General features: G+C 66.0%; 15 protein-coding genes and 1 tRNA gene. 7 read left to right on the top strand and 9 right to left on the bottom strand.

Annotated elements, in window-relative coordinates:
- Positions 1-32: 32 nt before the first annotated feature.
- Genes AC4ELS_RS01255 through AC4ELS_RS01245 form a run of 3 tightly spaced genes read left to right on the top strand, consistent with a single transcriptional unit; the run spans position 33 to position 3,849 of the window.
- The gene (locus AC4ELS_RS01255) at positions 33-1,229 is read left to right on the top strand and encodes an acyl-CoA dehydrogenase family protein (RefSeq protein ID WP_448442708.1); all 1,197 of its coding nucleotides are present in this window, start codon (positions 33-35) and stop codon (positions 1,227-1,229) included.
- Entirely contained in the window at positions 1,226-2,689 is a 1,464-nt protein-coding gene (locus tag AC4ELS_RS01250; protein WP_448442982.1) for an aldehyde dehydrogenase family protein, read from the top strand. The genes AC4ELS_RS01255 and AC4ELS_RS01250 overlap by 4 nt, the downstream gene beginning before the upstream one ends.
- The gene (locus AC4ELS_RS01245) at positions 2,686-3,849 is read left to right on the top strand and encodes a CaiB/BaiF CoA transferase family protein (protein ID WP_448442706.1); all 1,164 of its coding nucleotides are present in this window, start codon (positions 2,686-2,688) and stop codon (positions 3,847-3,849) included. The genes AC4ELS_RS01250 and AC4ELS_RS01245 overlap by 4 nt, the downstream gene beginning before the upstream one ends.
- Here the strand turns inward: AC4ELS_RS01245 and AC4ELS_RS01240 are convergent.
- Positions 3,809-5,305: a PucR family transcriptional regulator gene (locus AC4ELS_RS01240; RefSeq protein WP_448442704.1), complete on the bottom strand. Its 1,497-nt coding sequence runs from the start codon at positions 5,303-5,305 to the stop codon at positions 3,809-3,811. The genes AC4ELS_RS01245 and AC4ELS_RS01240 overlap by 41 nt on opposite strands.
- Positions 5,306-5,548: 243 nt before the next feature.
- Here AC4ELS_RS01240 and AC4ELS_RS01235 point away from each other — a divergent pair, with 243 nt between their 5' ends.
- Positions 5,549-5,698, top strand: a complete 150-nt coding sequence (locus tag AC4ELS_RS01235) for a hypothetical protein (protein ID WP_088304596.1) — start codon at positions 5,549-5,551, stop codon at positions 5,696-5,698.
- Positions 5,699-5,797: 99 nt separating this feature from the next.
- Here the strand turns inward: AC4ELS_RS01235 and AC4ELS_RS01230 are convergent, their stop codons facing one another.
- Together AC4ELS_RS01230 and AC4ELS_RS01225 are read right to left on the bottom strand one after the other, a co-directional pair.
- Entirely contained in the window at positions 5,798-6,535 is a 738-nt protein-coding gene (locus AC4ELS_RS01230) for an SDR family oxidoreductase (RefSeq protein ID WP_064878858.1), read from the bottom strand.
- A 38-nt stretch (positions 6,536-6,573) separates the two neighbouring features.
- Positions 6,574-8,016: a DHA2 family efflux MFS transporter permease subunit gene (locus AC4ELS_RS01225; RefSeq protein ID WP_499045371.1), complete on the bottom strand. Its 1,443-nt coding sequence runs from the start codon at positions 8,014-8,016 to the stop codon at positions 6,574-6,576.
- A gap of 367 nt (positions 8,017-8,383) precedes the next feature.
- On the opposite strand from AC4ELS_RS01225, the gene AC4ELS_RS01220 reads away from it, so the two are divergent.
- The 3 genes from AC4ELS_RS01220 (at position 8,384) to AC4ELS_RS01210 (ending at position 11,718) form a co-directional block, all read left to right on the top strand.
- Positions 8,384-9,814 carry a TIGR00366 family protein gene (locus AC4ELS_RS01220; RefSeq protein WP_499045369.1) on the top strand — a complete coding sequence of 477 codons (1,431 nt, stop codon included), beginning with the start codon at positions 8,384-8,386 and terminating at the stop codon, positions 9,812-9,814.
- Positions 9,815-9,888: 74 nt separating this feature from the next.
- Complete coding sequence (locus AC4ELS_RS01215) at positions 9,889-10,956, top strand: class I SAM-dependent methyltransferase (RefSeq protein WP_499045367.1); 1,068 nt, start codon at positions 9,889-9,891, stop codon at positions 10,954-10,956.
- Between the two features lie 9 nt (positions 10,957-10,965).
- Positions 10,966-11,718: a hypothetical protein gene (locus AC4ELS_RS01210; RefSeq protein ID WP_499045364.1), complete on the top strand. Its 753-nt coding sequence runs from the start codon at positions 10,966-10,968 to the stop codon at positions 11,716-11,718.
- 268 nt (positions 11,719-11,986) lie between these two features.
- Here AC4ELS_RS01210 and AC4ELS_RS01205 read toward each other — a convergent pair.
- From AC4ELS_RS01205 to AC4ELS_RS01180, 6 genes are all read right to left on the bottom strand, one after another.
- A tRNA-Met gene (locus AC4ELS_RS01205) sits at positions 11,987-12,063 on the bottom strand.
- 84 nt (positions 12,064-12,147) lie between these two features.
- Positions 12,148-13,542, bottom strand: coding sequence for an FAD-binding oxidoreductase (locus AC4ELS_RS01200; RefSeq protein WP_498883437.1), 1,395 nt, complete (start codon positions 13,540-13,542; stop codon positions 12,148-12,150).
- Between the two features lie 129 nt (positions 13,543-13,671).
- Positions 13,672-14,202, bottom strand: a complete 531-nt coding sequence (locus tag AC4ELS_RS01195; protein WP_499045361.1) for a hypothetical protein — start codon at positions 14,200-14,202, stop codon at positions 13,672-13,674.
- On the bottom strand, positions 14,199-15,374 hold the full coding sequence (locus AC4ELS_RS01190) for a type VII secretion target (RefSeq protein ID WP_499045358.1): 1,176 nt from the start codon (positions 15,372-15,374) through the stop codon (positions 14,199-14,201). Before AC4ELS_RS01190 ends, AC4ELS_RS01195 begins: the two co-directional genes overlap by 4 nt.
- 25 nt (positions 15,375-15,399) lie before the next feature.
- Complete coding sequence (locus AC4ELS_RS01185; protein ID WP_499045356.1) at positions 15,400-15,915, bottom strand: hypothetical protein; 516 nt, start codon at positions 15,913-15,915, stop codon at positions 15,400-15,402.
- Positions 15,916-16,089: 174 nt separating this feature from the next.
- On the bottom strand, positions 16,090-19,098 hold the full coding sequence (locus tag AC4ELS_RS01180; protein WP_499045354.1) for a UPF0182 family protein: 3,009 nt from the start codon (positions 19,096-19,098) through the stop codon (positions 16,090-16,092).
- Positions 19,099-19,105 lie beyond the last annotated feature (7 nt).

The raw sequence follows: 19,105 nt of genomic DNA, 5'->3' as shown, positions 1-19,105 counted from the left end.
CATGTGTGCGTGGGCAAATCTAGCCTTGAGTCATGACCGCCACCGCCACACCGGCCGCCAAGAAGTCCACCTACCGGCCGCTGGAGCTGTTCGACACCGACCGGTTGCTCGATGACGACGAACGCGAGATCGCCGCGACCGTGCGCAAGTTTGTCGACACCCGCCTACGGCCCAACGTGAGCGAATGGTTCGAATCGGCCACCCTGCCCCGGGAGCTGGCCAAGGAGTTCGGCAAGCTCGGCGTTCTCGGCATGCACCTGCAGGGCTACGGCTGCGCGGGCACCAACGCCGTCAGCTACGGATTGGCCTGTATGGAGCTGGAGGCCGGCGACAGCGGGTTCCGCAGCTTCGTCTCCGTCCAGGGCTCGCTGTCGATGTTCTCCATCTACCGCTACGGCTCGGAGGAACAGAAGAACGAATGGCTGCCCCGGCTGGCCGCCGGTGATGCGATCGGCTGCTTCGGCCTGACCGAACCCGACTTCGGTTCCAACCCCGCCGGCATGCGCACCCGCGCCCGCCGCGACGGAAGCGACTGGGTGCTCAACGGCACCAAGATGTGGATCACCAACGGCAACCTCGCCGATGTGGCCACCGTGTGGGCGCAGACCGACGAGGGCATTCGCGGCTTCCTGGTGCCCACCGACACCCCGGGCTTCACCGCCAACGAGATTCACCGCAAGCTCTCCCTGCGTGCCTCGGTCACCTCCGAGCTCGTGCTGGACAACGTCCGGCTGCCGGGCTCGGCGCAGCTGCCGCTGGCCGAAGGGCTGTCGGCCCCGCTGTCGTGCCTGAACGAGGCCCGGTTCGGCATCGTGTTCGGCTCGCTCGGTGCGGCCCGCGACAGCCTGGAGACCGCGATCGACTATGCCGGCTCGCGCGAGGTGTTCGACAAGCCACTGACCAGCTACCAGCTCACCCAGGAAAAGCTGGCGAACATGACCGTCGAACTCGGCAAGGGGATGCTGCTGGCAATCCACCTGGGCCGCATCAAGGATGCCGAAGAGGTGCGACCAGAACAGATCAGCCTGGGCAAGCTCAACAACGTCCGCGAAGCACTGGCCATCGCCCGTGAATGCCGGACCCTGTTGGGCGGCAGCGGCATCACCCTCGAATACTCACCGCTGCGCCACGCCAACAACCTCGAATCCGTCCTCACCTACGAGGGCACCTCCGAGATGCACCTGCTGTCGATCGGCAAGGCCCTGACCGGGCAGGCGGCCTTCCGCTGATGACCGCTGCCATCGAGCACCTGATCGGTGGACAGTGGCTACCCGGCACCGGCGACACGCTGCTCAGCGTGAACCCGGCACAACCGAGTCTGGTTGTGGCCCAGGGAAGTAATGCCCGCACATCCGACGTCGACGCCGCGGTGCGTGCCGCCGGCGAGGCTGCCGCATCCTGGGCCGCCACCCCGATGCATCAGCGCGGTACGGTCCTGCTGAGCACGGCGGACATCGTCGACCGCAACGCCGAGGCGTGGGGCATGGAGCTGGCCCGCGAGGAAGGCAAGACGAAAGCCGAAGGCATCGGCGAGGTTCGGCGGGCCGCGCAGATCCTGCGCTACTACGGCAACGAGGGCGACCGGCAGGCGGGCGAGATCTACGCCTCGCCCCGGGCCGGTGAACAGATCCTCATCACCCGCAAACCGCTCGGCGTGGTCGGGGTGATCACCCCGTTCAACTTCCCCATCGCCATTCCGGCCTGGAAGATCGCGCCCGCAATGATCTACGGCAACACCGTCGTGTGGAAACCCGCGAGCACCGTTCCGCTGCTGGCGATCCGGCTCGCGCAGGCACTGACCGAGGCTGGCCTGCCCTCCGGCGTGCTCAACCTGCTGATCGGCGGATCCGACATCGGCAACGCCATCGTGGAGCACCCCGGCATCGACGGCATCACGTTCACCGGTTCCACCGGGGTCGGGCGGCGAATCGCCGCGGCCGCGGCGGCGCGCGGAGTCCCCGCTCAGGCCGAAATGGGCGGTAAGAACGCCGCCGTCGTGCTCGACGACGCCGATGTCGAACTGGCCCTCGAGCAGGTGATGCTCGGTGCGTTCCGCTCTACCGGGCAGAAATGCACGGCCACGTCCCGCCTGATCGTCACCGACGGGATCGCCGACGAGTTCCTGGCCGCACTGGCCGAGCGCGCGGCGGCCCTGGCCGTCGGGGACCCCACCGACGACGCGACCCAGATGGGACCTGTCGTCAATGACGCTGCACACCAGTCTATTTCGGCGAGGATTCAGGCCGCTGCCGCGCAGGGCGCCACGGTGTTGACCGGCGGTGCCCCCTACTCGGAAGGACCACTGGCCGAGGGCTACTTCATCCCGCCAACCGTCGTCGAACTCAACGGTCAAGCCGCCGACGTATGGACCGACGAATTGTTCGGACCGGTCCTCGCCGTCAAGCGGGCCGCCGACGCCGACACCGCGTTCCGCCTTGCCAATGACAGCGAGTTCGGGCTCTCGGCAGCGGTTTTCACCCAGGACCTGACCCGGGCACTGCAGGCTGTCGAGCAGATCGACGTCGGCGTGCTGCACGTCAACTCCGAGTCGGCCGGCGCCGATCCGCACGTACCGTTCGGCGGGGCCAAGAAGAGCGGGCTCGGCCCCAAGGAGCAGGGCGGCGCCGCACGGGAATTCTTCACCCACACCACGACGGTGTACCTGCGGGGCGGGCGGCCGGGAGCATGAGCGTGAGGATGGGCGCCCTCGACGGAATCGTCGTCGTCGATTTCAGCCGCGTGCTGGCCGGGCCGTACGCGACCATGATGCTCGGCGACTTCGGCGCCGAGGTGATCAAGATCGAACGCCCGGACACCGGCGACGACACCCGGGCGTGGGGCCCGCCCTACGATTCATCTGGCATGGCAACGTATTTCAACGCCGTCAACCGCAACAAGCGTTCAGTGGCACTCGACCTGTCCGACCGGGACGGCCGGGAGCACGCCCGCTCCCTGGTGGCCCGGGCCGACATCGTGGTGGAGAACTTCCGGCCGGGGACCATGGAGAAACTCGGTCTGGGCTACGAGGATCTGCGGGTGGTCCGTCCCGACCTGATCTATTGCTCGATCACCGGGTTCGGCCGCGACGGCGGCGCCGCGCTGCCGGGCTACGACCTGCTGGTGCAGGCGGTCGGCGGGTTGATGAGCGTCACCGGAACCGAACCGGGCGATCCGACCAAGGCCGGCGTGGCCCTGGTCGATGTGCTGGCCGGCCTGCACGCGCTGAGCGGAATCCTGGCGGCGCTGGCGCACCGCGACCGCTCCGGGGTCGGACAGCGCGTCGACACCAACCTGTTCTCGGTGTTGTTGTCCTCCATGGTCAATCAGGCCTCCGGATACCTGGGGGCCGGCGCAGTGCCGCAGATCATGGGCAATCGCCATCCGAGTATCGCGCCGTACCAGACGTTCGACACCGCCGACCGGCCCATCGCGGTAGCCGTCGGCAACGACAAACAGTTCCGGTCCTTCGCCGCCGCCATCGGCGAACCACAGCTGGCCCAGGACCCCCGGTTCGCTACCAATCCGGACCGGGTCGCCCACCGGGATGCGTTGTGCGCCATCATCGAAACCGCGTTGAAGAGACACGGCGCCGATCACTGGTACGCGGTGCTGACCGCCGCGAGCGTGCCGGCCGGCCCGATCAACGATCTGTCGGAGGCATTCGCGTTCGCCCGCCGACTCGGCTTGGAAGCAACCGTGCCGGTACCAGGGACACCGACACCTCAAGTGGCCAACCCGATCACCTTGTCGGCCACCCCGGTCACCTACCGAAGTGGACCACCAAGCCTGGGCTCCGACGACGACACGCTCAGCCCGGCCGGCGAGACGCCAGCAGCTGCCAGGCCTTGAGCCCCAGCCACAACTGTGCCCGGGTATCGGCCGATTCAAGGTCGTCACCCAACAATTGGGAGATTCGCCGCATCCGGTTGCGCATGGTGTGGCGATGCACCGCAAGCTCAGCCGCCGCCGCCTCCATCTGACCGTTGCGACCGAGGAAGGCCGCCAGGGTGGGGATCAGATCCTCCCCACCCGCCAGTGCATCCAATGGTGCTGCCAACACCCGCAATTCGGCCGTACTCCGACCCTCGAGCAGCACACCCATCGGGCTGAGTTCACCGAATTCGGTGAACCGCTCCCTGCCCGAATTCGCCGCGATGCGGGCCTGCTCCAAGGCCGTGGACAGATCGGTCGGCCCGACAGGCCGGCTCATCCCGCCACCGACCGTGATACCCGTCTGTTGCTCGAGTTCCTCGATCACCGAGCGGATGCGGCGTCGGCTCCCGGTCGCCGGAACGATGATCACGATCTCGTCACCCATCGGGGCCATCAGAAACGATGTCAGCACCCGTCCCAGCACGTGCTGCGCGGCCAGCAGCGGGCCCGCACCGGTGAACGACGCCACCACGATGTCATCGTCGGGCTCAAAACCGAAGTAGCGCAACACCGCACCGTCGACAGCTCCCGTGCCGGAAATCATCTCGCGGGCCACCGCGGTCCGCAGCAGCTGTTCGGCGTCGACCACCCGGGCCGGTTTCTCGATCGCGATCGAGATCAGCGACACGGCATGGGCGACCAGGAGCCGGTCGGCGTTGGACATCGGATCGGACGTACGTATCGCCAGCCGGCCGCGAACGGGCTGGGCGGCCCGCAGATTCTGGATGGTGACGTAGGCATCCCCGTCAGCGGTGACATGGGCGCCGCCGTGCCGATGCGCGGGCTGAACCTGCTCTCCGAGCACGACGATCAGCCGCTCCTGGTCGTCACCCCCGGCCGCCAGCACGGTGCCGTCGTTGTCCACCACGACAACGGTCGCGGACAGACGATCCGCCAAAGCGTCGACCACCCCGGGAATGCCGCCCCGCAGTGTCGCCCGGGCCAGTACCTCCTGATCGTCGACCACGCGCTGCACCGAGCGCAGTTCGTCGGCCTTGAGCGCGTCGATCACCACCCTGGCGATCGCGATGAACGGCGTCGAGGCGGGCACTTCGAGCACGGGAATCCCCAACTGATCTCCGGCGGAACGTACCGCCGGCGGGATGTCGGCAATCATGGTGCCGGTGTCGACGGCGAGTGCCGCGGTCCCGGCCGCGGCCAGGCGTGCCACGTAGGCGAATTGCGCGTCGGCGTCGGCTCCGATGTTGATGCCGGTCGTCATGACCAACTCGCCCCCGGCCAGATACGGAGCCGGGTCGGGCAACTCGATGGCATGCGCCCACGCGATCTCACGGTCAGCGCCGCGCGCTCCGGCCACCAGGACCAGACCGAGACTGTCGACCTCGGTCAGATCTCGCACGGTGAGTGCCACAGGAGAAGTCTTACTCCTTTTCCGCAGTCGGCGGCATCACCTGGACGCCTGACTGTGACTGCGCCCACTCCGCTGCGACGAAACTGGTTGAGCTGTAGCGAAACTCACACTCTAAGAATTGCTTTTAGACAGCCGCTGCGAGGAGCATGGGAGATGTCCATTTCGCTCGGGCGATCCCCGAGGTGTGGACGTCAACAAACAACGAGTACCCGTGATCCGGGGCACTTTCGAGGAGTGAGAAGTATGTCCTTCGCACAGTTTCGCGCAAACCAGAAGCGCGCCAACATGCGGCGCCGCCTCTATGCGCGGATCAACGAACTGCCGAATTCGTCGGTTCGCGAAGAGTTGATCGCAGTAGTTCAGCGGCACGAGCTTCAGGATGCAGATCACTGAGATGACGATTCCGCTGTACAGAGCCGGTGGCCCGAAGGCCTCCGGCTCTGTTGTTTTTCGGCGGTTGGCGATCGCCGGTTGATCTCGGGGTCTGTCCCCTCAGCCGCGGCCGAAGTACGGCATGGACCGCGCCATGACCGTCAGCGTCGGCACCGACACCTCCAGGGGCAGATCGATCAGGTGCGCCACAGCGCGGGCCACATGCCCGACGTCGAAAGTCGGTTCAGCTGCGAGACTTCCGTCGGCCTGCAGGGTCTGGTGACTGAATCCCGCAGTCATGTCGGTCGCGGCATTGCCGATGTCGATCTGGGTGACGCAGATGTCGATATCGCGCAGGTCCAGCAACATTGATGCGGTCAGCCCACTCATCGCGTGTTTCGTGACGGTGTAGGCCAGGCTTTTGGGGCGGGGCCGGTGTGCCGAGATCGATCCGTTGTTGATGATGCGCCCGCCGCGGGGCAGCTGGGCGGCCATGACTCGAGCGGCTTCCCGTGCACAGAACACCGCGCCGTCGACGTTGGTGCGCCAAGTGTCGTGCCACTGCTGGTCGGCGAGGTCGGCGATCGACGCCGACGGCCCGAACACCCCTGCGTTGTTGAACAACACATCCACGCGCCCGAATGTCGACACCGCGTCGGCGAACAACGCCTGCACCGAGGCTGAATCCGTGACGTCGGTCGGCACGATGCGGGCGTTGGGATTCCCGCCTCCCACCTCGGCGAGCGGCTCGGCGCGGCGGCCGGCCAGCGCCACCTGATGTCCGGCGTCCAGCAGAACCCGGGCCGTCGCGCGGCCGATACCACTACCCGCGCCCGTGATGACCACGACTTTGCCCATGCGCCCGATTGTGCCCGACCTCGACCGAGCGCCCGGGCTCAATGTGTCGGCGTGCCACCCGCGGGGCTCGGACGCGGAGCGGTGAAGAAGGACCCGATCACGGCGAACACGCTGATCACCGCGGCGGCTGTGAAGGCCGCATGCACGCCGGGCAGATCCGGGGCCCCACCCGAGTGGGACGCCTTGGTCATCACCGTCACGAACAAGGCGGTTCCCGCGGCACCGCCAACCTGCTGCAGCGTCGTCAGGATGGCACTGCCATGCGAATAGAGCCGGTCTGGCAGGACTGCGAGCGCGTCAGTCATCAACGGGGTGAACATCATCGACAGGCCCAACATCATGACCGACTGCAAGACCACCAGTTCCCAGACCGGTGACGCCGCCGACAGCAGCGTGAAACCCCACAGCGACACACACAGCATCAACGACCCGGGCACGACCAGCAGACGGGCGCCGTGACGGTCATAGGCTCGGCCGACCAGCGGCCCGGCCAACCCCATCAACAGCCCGCCGGGCAGCGTCGCCAACCCGGCCACCAGTGCGCTCTGCTTCAGTACGTCCTGCACGTACAGCGGCACCATGATGATGGCGCCGAACAACCCCATGAAGCCGAGGACCACCAGGCTCAGCGACACCGAGAACCGCCGATAGGTGAAGGGCCGCAGATCCAGGAACGCACGGTCGCGTCGTTGCAGCAGTATCTGCCGCGCACCGAAGGCCACCATCGCCGCCGCACCGATCACCATCGGCACCCACGCAGGCACCGACTGCGGGCGGTGAGCGGATTCGCCCATGAGCGACAGCCCGAACACCAAGCCCGCGAACGCGATCGCCGACAGCGGGACCGAGACAGGATCGATCGGGGTGGGATCCTCCCGTTCGTCGTCGACGCGCAGCCACGCCAGACCGGCGCTCAGCGCGAGCAGGGCGATCGGCAGCACGATCCAGAACATCCATCGCCAGTCCAGTGAGCCGAGGATGAACCCCGACAGCGTGGGCCCGATCGCCGGTGCGACGGCGATGACGATCGAGATGGTGCCCATCATCTGGCCGCGCCGGTCCGCGGGAATCAGCGTCATGACCGTCGTCATCAGCAGCGGCATCATGACCGCGGTACCGCAGGCCTGCACGATGCGCCCGACCAGCAGAACCGTGAACCCCGGCGCGAGCGCGGCCACCAATGTGCCGGTACAGAACAGGGTCATCGACGCCAGGTAGATACTGCGCACCGGGAACCGCTGCAGCAGCGAACCCGACATCGGGATGACCACCGCCATGGTCAACAGGAAGCCACTGGTGAGCCATTGCGCGGTGCTCGCCGAGATGTCCAGATCGACGATCAGGGCGGGTAACGCCACGCTCATGATCGTCTCGTTGAGGATCATCACGAACGCCGAGCTGACCAACAGCGCGATGATGACATTGGCGCTCGACTGGGCACGCGGTTGCGCCGCGATCTCCCCCGTGCTCGGGCCCGTCATTGTTTCCCACTCTCCTAGCTCCCCCGAGCTTTGCCTGCGCAGCCACCCAGGGTAGGTCGGACACCCGACATCAGGGAAACCGATTTTTTTGCTGTGGTTGACCGGCGCCGGCAGTGCTCGCCCATCGAGCCGCCTCGAAACACGGCAGCAGACGAGCGCAGCCACGCCGCACGAAGCGCTGGGCCAGTGCGATATTCGCACCGACTGGGCACAATCCACCCGGCAGTTCGTCGGCCAGTGGACTCTGTCGATCCGTCCCTGCCAACCGCCCACTGCGGAGTGCTCCAAAGACTAGAGTCCGTGCCGAACCGCGGCGGCTGCTGCCGACGGCGGCAGCGATGGGGCACCAAAACGGCGAGGTAGATCAATGACCACGAGCGAAGAACCGCGGACCAAGCGCCGCGGAATCATGCAGTCCCTCACCGGGCTGTGTGTCCGCTATGTCGAGCGTCTGATGCCCGACCCATATCTGTTCGCGGTCATCCTGACCCTCATCGTTGCCGGCCTGGTCGCCTTCTTGGTGCACGGTGCAACCCCCGACGGCATGCTCAAGGCGTGGTACGGCGGTGTGTGGGGATCGCAGAACATCTTCACGTTCGCCTTCCAGATGGTTCTGATCCTGGTGACGGGCTACACGCTCGCCGAGGCGCCGATTCTGAAACGGGCCATCGTCGCCATCGCCGCCAAACCGAACAACCAGGTTCAGGGCGCCTTCCTCTGTTTCGGCGTGAGCGCTGTTCTCTCCCTGCTGAACTGGGGGCTCGGGCTGGTGGCCGGCGCGCTGGTCGCCCGCCAGGTTGCGAAGCGATTCGCCGACGCGCATTTCGGCTACCTCATCGCGGCGGCGTTCATGGGCTTCATCGTCTGGACGCAGGGGCTCTCGTCGTCGATCGCCCTGGCGAACACGGACAGTAGCAGCCCGATCAACGTGATCCACAAGATCACCGGCGTCACCGTGCCGCTGAGCCAGACGATCTTCCAGCCCTACAGCTGGCTGTCGGTGATCGTCGTGCTGGCGCTGCTCGCGCTCGCCATCTGGCGGATGGAACCGACACAGAGCCTTGCACCCGATCCCGCGGTGTTCGAGGACGAGGATGCGCCCGAGGACGTGGGCGGATCGGCGGCTTCGCCCGCGGAAGGCAAGAAGACGTTCGCCGAATGGCTGGAAAACCTGTGGATCCTCAATGTCCTGGTTTTCGCTGCGGGCATCGCCTATTTCGTCCTCAGCGGTTTCGCACTGAACATCTCGTCGATGATCATGTTGTTCACCATCACCAGTGCGTTGCTGCACCGGACACCGATCCGGTTCATCCGGGCCTTCACCGGTGCTGCCAAGGTGTCCGGCCCACTGCTTCTGCAGTACCCGCTGTACGGCGGTCTGGTCGGCTTGCTGGGCTATCAGGCGGTGGAGGGTGCGAAACCGCTGCAGACGCTGCTGGCCGAGGCGTTCGTGAACGGCGCGTCCCAGTACACGCTGCCGTTCCTGACCTTCATCGGCTCATTGATCATCAGCCTGTTCGTGCCGTCGGGCGGTGGGCACTGGGCGGTACAGGGCCCGATCGCCGTCGATTCGGCGCTGGCGATCGGTCAGGACTCACCGGCGTACCTGGGTTTGATCTCCATGGCGGTGGCCGTCGGCGAGGGCGTCGCGAACATGATCCAGCCGTTCTGGCTACTGCCCCTGCTGGCGATTGCGAAACTCAATGTCCGTCAGGTGATGGGCTTTACGGTCGTCGCGTTCCTGATCGGAGTCGTGGTGCTGGGCGCCACCACGCTCATTGCGCCGTACGTGATCTGAAGTCGGTGTCACAAACAAAAATCGAGTAGTGCACTACTGCATACTGCGCTGCAGCGTCACGCAAGTATCGGCCCATGACAATCACGGACGCGGCGCCGCACAATGGCAGCGCTCCCACATTCCTGGTATCCGCCAACGATGCACCACATCCCCTGGCCCTCATCGCAGCCCGTTTCAAAGAAGCGATGTTGGCCGCGGACAAGCTGATCATCGACGGCCGTGCCACACCCGATGAGGCACAGGCCCATGTTTCGTCCGCCTGCAATGCCCTCTCCGACCAGATCCACCTCCACTTGCGGCCGGGTAACCCCGGCGTCGACGAGATGGGGGCATTCATACACGCGGAGACCTACCCGTACCTGGGGCTGAGCAGCCTGATCGACCGCTCCTACACCAAACCGCGGGGCTATGCCGGGGACTATCTGACGTTGCAGATGGTCTACGACGACCAACCGGACGGGGTACGCAGGCTCGGTCCCTACATCGACCGGTGGTTTCTCGACATACCGGCCTCGCGCGCCGTGAAGAATCGTCGACAGCTGCTGCGCGACACCATCATCGACACTGCGCGGGCCTGCAACGATAGACCGGCTGCGATCACAAGTCTGGCCTGCGGGCCCGCCCGTGAGATCTTCGACATCTTCTCCGAGCCAGACCACCCGGACATCACCGCTACCTGTCTGGACATCGACGACCAGGCATTGGCCTACGCACAGAGCCTCGCAGACAGTGCCGGTGTGACCGGAAGAGTTGCGTTCGTTCAAGCCAACGTCGTCAAACTAGCGCTGGGACGTCAAACTCTGACGTTGGGCGATCAGGATCTGGTGTATTCGATTGGCCTCATCGACTATCTGGCCGATCACCTCGTCATCAGACTGCTCGACTGGATCTACCGCCACCTGCGTCCAGGTGGCACGGCGATTGTCGGGAACTTCGATGTCGACAATCCGGACCGGGCGTTCATGGACCACCTGCTGGATTGGAGGCTGATTCACCGGTCACCGCAAGACTTGGCAGATCTGTTCGCACGATCGGAGTTCGGGCACGCGCCGGTCGAGATTCGTCGCGAAGCCACGGGGATCAACCTGTTCGCTTCGGCTACCCGGCCGAAACCATCACCCGCAGTTACTTCACAGGCTTAGGGTCGCGACATGCGGGAGTCAACCGTGATACGCCGAATAGCCTCGGTAACTGTCGTCGTGTCGATGATCGGCGTGGGTACGGCGTGCCACTCCGGCGGTTCGGGCAACTCCAGCAGTCCGGCTCCGACCACCAGCGCATCGGCCAACGTCGCGCCGTTCAGCGGATTCATCGAAGCCGTCAACGGCGCCAAAGGGCCCGTCACTTACCGGGCGGAGCTCCCTCAGCTGCGCGACGGAGACGCAACGGCCCGCGACGAGTTCAACACCGGCATGCGCGCGGCCCTCGACGAATACCTCACGCCGCCCGACGACAACCGCCCGGTGACGGTCGCGCCCGGCGTCATCGATGAAGACAAGCGCAGCGAGGTGTCCCACATCGGTTTCGGCGCGGTGGCCGGCGTGCTGCTGCTCAACATCTTCGTCGACCATGCAGCGCACCCGTTCAACACCGTGTCCACGAAGGTGATCGACGTCCACACGGCGAAGCCGATCCTGATCACCGATCTGTTCACCGACCAGACTGCCGGACTGACCGCGTTGGTCGACGGCATCAAGGCCGAGATGGCCGACGAGGAGAAGTTGGCCAATCAGCCCGCGCCGGCCCCGGTCGCCGATCAACTCGGCAATTGGGTACCCGACGACGGACTGGTTGTCTACGTTTCGGTCGCCCACGTACTCGGCGACTACTACCCGGTGACCGTGCACTGGGACGCCATCGCGGGCGTGCTCGCGCCGGGGATGCGGGACACGCTGACGAAATAGCCTGCGGTCACGTCTCGTTTCGTCGGAACAGCCGGGTGCGACGAGCTGGGTGATCTCGCTTGGCGTCGTTTGAATTGGCCCGCTTCCGGCGTTGACGACGGTGTGTTTGACGTCGCCGGTGATCTCCCATTGCGTGGTGCACCTCGCGGGATCGACGGCTCGTGCCCACGTGTGGGAGTTCAGATCTCCACCGACAAGCACTGTCGATCCGCGTTCCCAATCCATAGAAAATGGCCCTCGGAGATAATCTCCGAGGGCCATTTCCTCTTGGTAGCGGGGACAGGATTCGAACCTGCGACCTCTGGGTTATGAGCCCAGCGAGCTACCGAGCTGCTCCACCCCGCGTTGCGAATACAAGGTTACCGGGGTCTTACGTCGAGCTCCAAATCGAGTGCTCAGAGAGGTTTCCGGCCCGAAAACGACCGGAAATCAGCCCACAAAACGCACCACCTGACCGCACCGGAACACCCCGGCCGGGTCGTGCCGGTCGGCCAGTGCGGCCAACCAGTGCCGGGTGTCCTCGTCATAGACGCGGGCGGCCCGCCCGGCGTCCTCGGACGGTGCGAAATTGGCGAGCTGGCCGCCGCTGGACCATGGCGACAGGGCCACGATGAGCGCGCCGGCCTGCGGCACCACGGCATCGGCCATCGGGGGCACCAGGACCCCGATGGTGCTCACCGCGAAAGCGGCGTCGCGATGGCAGAACGCGCTGCGGTGCCGTCCCTCACGGGCCAGCGCCCCGCCCAGCATCCGGACTTCCACAATCGTCTGCACCGAGCCCGAATCAGGCCCGGCCGCGGCCAGCAGCACCTCGACCGTCTCCGCGGTCAGTTCCCGCAACAGCGTGTGGTGCTCGAAGATCGGCATCGGATCCACCGGGTCGGCGTGCACGGCGCCGATGGCGGCATAGGGCATCACCGCGACGGTATCGAGCACCGGGGTCGAGACTGCGCGCATCGGCGCCAGCAACCGCTCGGCCTCGGCGAAATCGCCGACGGCCGCGTACCGCACCGCCACGGTCAGGCGGCCGGCCAACGGTTCCGGAACGCCGGGCATCGGCGGGAGCTGTTGCAGTGCAATGGATGTCGATACCGACTCCGGCAGGTCGGCACACCAGCCCGCCCACTCGCGGAGGACAACGCCGGCGTCTGCGCCGTCGAAATACACCGCGCCACCATAGAACTCGGCGATCGGCAGCAGATCGATCTCGACCGACGTGACGATACCCAGCGTGGACTTTCCGCCGCGCAGCCCCCAGAACAACTCCGCGTTCTCCTCCGGAGTGGCGCGCAGCAACTCGCCCGCCCCGGTGACCAACTCGAACGACCGCACGTAGTCCGACGACAACCCGAAAGTGCGGACCAACGGCCCGATGCCTGCGCCGGTGAGAAATCCCACCACGCCGACGCTGGGGGCCGAACCGCCCAGCCCGGCCAGACCGTGCGGGGCGGCCGCGTCGAGCACCTGCTGCCACGTGGCCCCGGCCGCCACCCGCGCGGTACGCGCCACGGGATCGACGGTGACACCGGTCATCTCAGAGGTCAGCACCAGGATCGTGTCGGGGGCCACCACCATGGCGCCGTGGCCGGTGGCCTGGACCGCGACCCGGTAGCCTCTGGCCGCCGCGAAGCCCACGGTGTTGGCGATGTCGTAGGCGGTGGCCGCCAGCACCACCGCGGCAGGCTCGACAACGGCCGCCGCATTCCACGGGGTGGCCCGTTCATAGCCGGCTTCCCCAGGTAGGGCCACGGGGGCGGCGACGTGGGCTCGCAGGCCCTTCAACGCGTCGTCCAGGCCGTCGTGGGCGACATCGGTCAGGGTCATCGGGGTCCTCTCAAGATGAGCGCAGAAAGTCGTGCAAGATACTCGCCACACAGCATCGCCTAGCCGACTTGGCGTTGACTTGGCGGCCAGTTCAGAGAGGCAGTGGCGCGGCAGTAGACCTGCGCCGCATCACTTCTTTTGCGGCCTGCACACCCCTGCGAACTCCTTGCCTTCCTTCTCCGTCACACCCGCGTCGTCGAGCCAACCGACGCCTTCGAAGTAGAAGGTCCCGGCCGGGTGACTGGTCGATCCGGCGGCGACCTCGGCCGTCCGAGCGGTCGCGGGGTACCCCCCGGGCGTGGACTGCACATTGAGGAACAAATATTCTTCTGTGCGCCAATCGAAGTCAGGCGGCGGCGCTTCCGTCACGGTCAGACCCGGATAGGGTCCACCGACGGTGAACCGGTCGAGAGTCGCCGTACCGGAGGGATCGGTCAACACGAGCTTCGGGCCAAATCCGAACCCGACCTCCACCGACCGCACCCCGGCGCAGCCCGGCGGCATCCAGATCTCCAGCTTGCCGTCGGTGACCCGGGCACCGAACGCCGGTCGCATCGGGGCGGCGAACGGGGCATCCGACCACGGGCGGTCCCCGGTCCGGCAAGCGGTGAGCCCCGCCGCCACCAGCAGCGTCAACAGCACGGCCAGCCAGGACCTCACGAATAACCCCCGTCGGACAAGCCGGCATCGCGTTCCAGCGGGTTGATGCCGGTCTTCTGTTCGATGATCGCACCCAGCCCGTAATCCCGTGCCATCCAGGCGAATCCCTTCTGGGCCCACTGTTCGGAATGGCGCTCCTCGTGGTGCAACAGGCGGTCGAGGTCGAGGGTGCTCTGGAACGGCACACCGCTGTCATCCTGTCCCCAGTTGGCCCCCGATTGGATGATCTGGCTCAGCTGAGCAGCCGGATCCTTGGATCCGTCGATGTTCATCACGAACACGTCGCCGTAGGTTGTGCCGCCGTGGACGCCGATCTTGTCCATCACCGGTCCGCCCAACCCCATCAGCATGCCGTTGGGTGTCGTGGCCAACGATCCCCCGCCGCCCTTGTCGAAAATCTGGTCATAGCTCCAGGAGTTCGCGTTCTGTCGATCGACGATGCGCTGCACCTCGGCGGCCGAGTAGGGCGTTTCCTCGAAGTCGTTGTGAACGTCATCGGCGGTACCCAGCTTCCCGTCCGCACCGGCCTCGGCGGCGTCGTAGTCGGTGCCTGCGTTGAGGATGTAGGTCATCACCACCGCCTTCTTCGCGTCCTCCTTGCTGGTACCGGGCGGCAGGATGAAGAACGACTTACCGTCCTTGTCCTTGACCTCCTGCAGTCCGTTGAGCACGTCGAACGACTGCGGGGTGATGTTCTGTGCGCGGGCGATGTCGACCATGGTCTGCGGGTCGACCCCGTGCTTGGACGCATTCTCCAGCCACTGCGCGTATTTGGATCCTGGTACCACCGGGCCGGTGAGAAGCCCGGCATCACGCAACGCTTTCTCGTAATCACTGACCGGTGGATGCTCGCCGGCGTCGGGCAGCTCGGCCGTCCCGGTGAAGTCGATGCGTTCGGCCGCCTCGTCATCCCCGCGCTCGTAACGGTCGGCGGCCACCCGGAGCTTCTGCGCGTACACCGTCACATCGCCGCCCAGCATCTTGGCCTGCTCGGTGAGGGCGGATCCCACCGTCCCGCATGCCGCCCCGACCGCCAGCGAGGGCATCGACCCGGCGGCCCCGGAGATGACCGGACCGGCGCGATTGCCGCTGACGCCATGGCCCGCGGTGTCGAAGGTGGACGCCGTCTCCCGCATCGTCTGTTCATCGACGTAGAGCGTGGCGTCACTCATGTCACGCAGCCGACGGCCCGAGGCTTCATTTCACGAGCCCCTTGTTGATCCGGTCCATCTTGCTGGCCGTCGACTTGTCCGCCGCGTCGAATTCGGCCAACGCGGTCTGAATGGACGTCTGCAACGCCAGCCGACGCATCCCCCACTTCAGGGCCAGTACCGGATACACCGCCACCAGGGCCTTCAGCCGCCATCCCAGCGAGACCCGGCCCTCGTCGGAGATGTCGAACAGGTCCGCCTCCGGACTCGACACCAGATCCGTCACCCGGGTGCGGATGCTGCCGAGCTCCGCACCACCGGAGGACATCGCGGTGTGCAGCAACTTGAGCCTGTCGCGGTAGAGCTCCTGATCGCCGAACATCTCGGTGGCGTGGCCCTGCGCGGTGTCGGACGCGGTGCCGCGCCAGTCCGACGCCAACCGGGTCAACTGCAGGCGCTCGCGGGCGATCTGATTGTCGATGTCACCCGCTGCTGCGGCCACATCACCGGCGGCCGACACCAGTTGCTCGGGATGGCTGCCCAGCACTTGCGAAATCGTCACCGCCACCAGCGACTCCCCACCGCCAACCGCCCACCGAGTACTGGTCCATTGTCACCCACCGGAGCGGCCCGGTGATGCACCAATATTCGGCGCGGCAACTACCACGAGAAGACGCGTAGGTACCCGAAATCCCGAGATCTGCGGTACCTACGCGTCTTTTCGCGTGCGTTAGGGCTACTTGGCGGTATTGAACTTGTTCATCGCATCGTTCAAGCGCTGCAACGCCTGCCCGTACTTACCGAAGTCGCCACTGCGCTGTGCATCCTGTGCCTCCGACAGCGCCGACTCGACGTCCTTGAGCGCCGCGGACTTGGCCGGCGACAGCTGCACCGGCTCACCTGGCGGCACTGCGGCGGCCGGCGGTGGGACCGCCTGGGGCGCCTGGCCGTCGGCATTGGCCGGTGGCGGCGCCGCCGGTGCCGCTTCCGGCGTCGCGGCAGACTGCGGCTTGCCGTCGGTGGGGGCCACATTGGTGGCGGTGGCGCCGGCACCCGGCCCGAACAGCTCGGTCAGCGCGGCACCGACGGTCGGGCCGTAACCCACCTTGTCGCCGTAGAGCATGGCCACCCGGATCAACCGCGGATAGGTCGAGGCTGCGTCACTGGTTCCCGGTGACGCGTAAACCGGTGCCACATAAAGCAATCCACCGTCGGCCACCGGCAGGGTCAACAGGTTGCCCCACCGGATCCGGTTCAGGTTGTCGCGTCCGATCACACCGAGGTCCTGCGTCACCGCGGTATCGGTACTTATCGCGTTGAACGCCTGCTTGGGCCCCTTGACCTCGCCCGGGATCGTCAGCACGGTGATCTTGCCGTAGGTCGCCGGGTCCGAGCTGGCGCTGACATAGGCCGCCAAGAACTCGCGCTGCAGCCAGTTCAATGCACTGGTCAACTGGAACGACGCCGAACCATTGTTGTTCACCAGGTCTTTGGCGACGATGTAGAACGGCGGCTGATAGCTGCTTGCCGTCGGGTTGGGATCCAGCGGCACATTCCAGAAGTCGGCGTTGGTGAAGAACTTCACCGGGTCGTCGACGTGGTACTTGGTCAGCAGCGACCGCTGAACCTTGAACAGATCCTCGGGATAACGCAGGTGCGCCTGCAGTTCCGGAGAGATGTCCGCCTTCGGCTTGACCGTCCCGGGGAACACACTCATCCAGGCCTTCAGCACCGGATCCTGCTCGTCCTGGGCGTACAGCGTGACCGTGCCGTCGTAGGCATCGACGGTGGCCTTGACCGAGTTGCGGATGTAGGACACCTGCTTGTCCGGTGCCAGTCGGTTGACCGCCACCTCGTTCGAATCGGCCGTCGCGCTCGACAACGTCGTCAACTCCGAATAGGGATAGTTGTCCAGCGTGGTGTAGCCGTCGACGATCCAGACCATTCGCTTGTTGACGATCGCCGGGTACACGGATGTGTCGGTGGTCAGCCACGGCGCCACCGCCTCCACCCGCTCGGCCGGATCCCGGTTGAACAGGATCTTGCTGTTCTCACCGATCACGTTGGACAGCAGGAAGTTTCGCTCGGCGAACTTGGCGGCGAACACCGACCGGGCCAGCCAGTTACCGATCGGCACACCGCCGGTGCCCGAGTACGTGTAGTTCTTGGTGTCGGTGTTGGTCTCGTAGTCGTATTCGCGGTCGACGTCACCGTTCTTGCCGACGATGGCATAGTCGGCCGCGGTATCGGCGATCACCGGCCCGAAGTACACCCGGGGCTGGTCCAGCGGTGCCGGCCCGGGCGAGACCACCTTGCCGTTGGCACCGACGACGCTGGCGAGGAACTCCGGGTAACCACCGTTCTGGTTGGGGTCGTTGGCAATACCGCGCACCGTGTTGGCCGGCGAGGCGATGAAGCCGTTGCCGTGGGTGTAGACGGTGTGCCGGTTGATCCAGTCGCGCTGGTTCTCGATCAGCCGGTCCGGATTGAGTTCGCGTGCGGCGACGACGAAGTCACGAAGACCGCCGTCGGGGCCGGCGTAGCGGTCGATGGCCAGCTGATCCGGGAAGAAGTAGAAGTTCTTACCCTGCTGGAACTGGGTGAACGCGGGGCTGACGATCGTCGGATCGAGCAACCGGATGTTCGACGTGGTCGCCCGGTCCGCAGCGACCTGCGCGGCGGTGGTCTGACCGTTGCTCTCGTAATTGCGGTACGTCACCGTGTCGTCGGTGAGCCCGTAGGCCTGCCGGGTCGCGGTGATACTGCGGCTGATGTACTCGCTCTCCTTCTGCGCGGCGTTGGGCTTGACGCTGAACTGCTCGACGATCAGCGGCCACCCCGCACCGACCACCATCGAGCTCAGCAGCAACAGCACCACGCCGATGGCCGGAATCCGCAAATCACGCAGCACGATCGCCGAGAACACCGCCACCGCGCAGATCAGGGCGATCGCCAGCAGGATCAGCTTGGCAGGCAGCACGGCGTTGATATCGGTGTAGCCCGCACCGGTGAACGGCTTGCCGGCGCGGGTATTGCTCAGCAACTCGTAGCGGTCCAGCCAGTACGCGAATGCCTTGAGCAGGATCAGGAAGCCGACCATGCTGATCAGCTGGATGCGCGCAGCGCGGCTCAGCGCTCCGCTGCGACCGGCGAGACGGATTCCGCCGAACACATAGTGCCCCAGCAGATTCGCGACGAACGCCAGGAAGGTCGCGACGAACAGATACGTCAGGACCAGCCGATAGAACGGCAGGTCGAACGCGTAGAAGCCCAGATCCCGACCGAACTGCGGATCGGTGATCCCGAAGTCACTGCCGTGCAGGAACAACTGCACGCGCACCCAGTAGCTCTGCGCGATGACACCGGCCAGCAGGCCGATGAAGACCGGCACCCCGATCCCGAACAAGCGCAGCCGGGCCAACACGGTGGTCCGGTAACGCGCCACCGGATCGTTCGGGCCCGCCGCCGGGACGAACACCGGACGGGTGCGATAGGCCAGGGCCAGGCCGGCGAACACCACCAGACCGATGAGCAGGCCGACCACGAGGAACACGATGAGCCGGGTGGCCAGCACTGTGGTGAACACCGAGCGGTACCCCAGCTCGCCGAACCACAACCAGTCGACATAGCCGTCGACGACCCGAGGTCCGATCAACAGCGCCAGCACTACCACCAGTGCCAGGCCGATCAGTACCCGGCTACGTCGCGTCAGCTTCGGCATCCTCGCCGCGGGCCGCATCCCCACTCGTGAA

Source organism: Mycobacterium shunyiense, from assembly GCF_058270035.1.
This window is presented reverse-complemented; position numbering and strand designations above follow the sequence as displayed.

Coding starts and splice junctions, on each gene's coding strand:
- AC4ELS_RS01255 (WP_448442708.1), top strand. CDS start 33: ATGACCGCCACCGCCACACCGGCCGCCAAGAAGTCCACCTACCGGCCG.
- AC4ELS_RS01245 (WP_448442706.1), top strand. CDS start 2,686: ATGAGCGTGAGGATGGGCGCCCTCGACGGAATCGTCGTCGTCGATTTC.
- AC4ELS_RS01235 (WP_088304596.1), top strand. CDS start 5,549: ATGTCCTTCGCACAGTTTCGCGCAAACCAGAAGCGCGCCAACATGCGG.
- AC4ELS_RS01230 (WP_064878858.1), bottom strand. CDS start 6,535: ATGGGCAAAGTCGTGGTCATCACGGGCGCGGGTAGTGGTATCGGCCGC.
- AC4ELS_RS01225 (WP_499045371.1), bottom strand. CDS start 8,016: ATGACGGGCCCGAGCACGGGGGAGATCGCGGCGCAACCGCGTGCCCAG.
- AC4ELS_RS01220 (WP_499045369.1), top strand. CDS start 8,384: ATGACCACGAGCGAAGAACCGCGGACCAAGCGCCGCGGAATCATGCAG.
- AC4ELS_RS01215 (WP_499045367.1), top strand. CDS start 9,889: ATGACAATCACGGACGCGGCGCCGCACAATGGCAGCGCTCCCACATTC.
- AC4ELS_RS01210 (WP_499045364.1), top strand. CDS start 10,966: ATGCGGGAGTCAACCGTGATACGCCGAATAGCCTCGGTAACTGTCGTC.
- AC4ELS_RS01200 (WP_498883437.1), bottom strand. CDS start 13,542: ATGACCCTGACCGATGTCGCCCACGACGGCCTGGACGACGCGTTGAAG.
- AC4ELS_RS01190 (WP_499045358.1), bottom strand. CDS start 15,374: ATGAGTGACGCCACGCTCTACGTCGATGAACAGACGATGCGGGAGACG.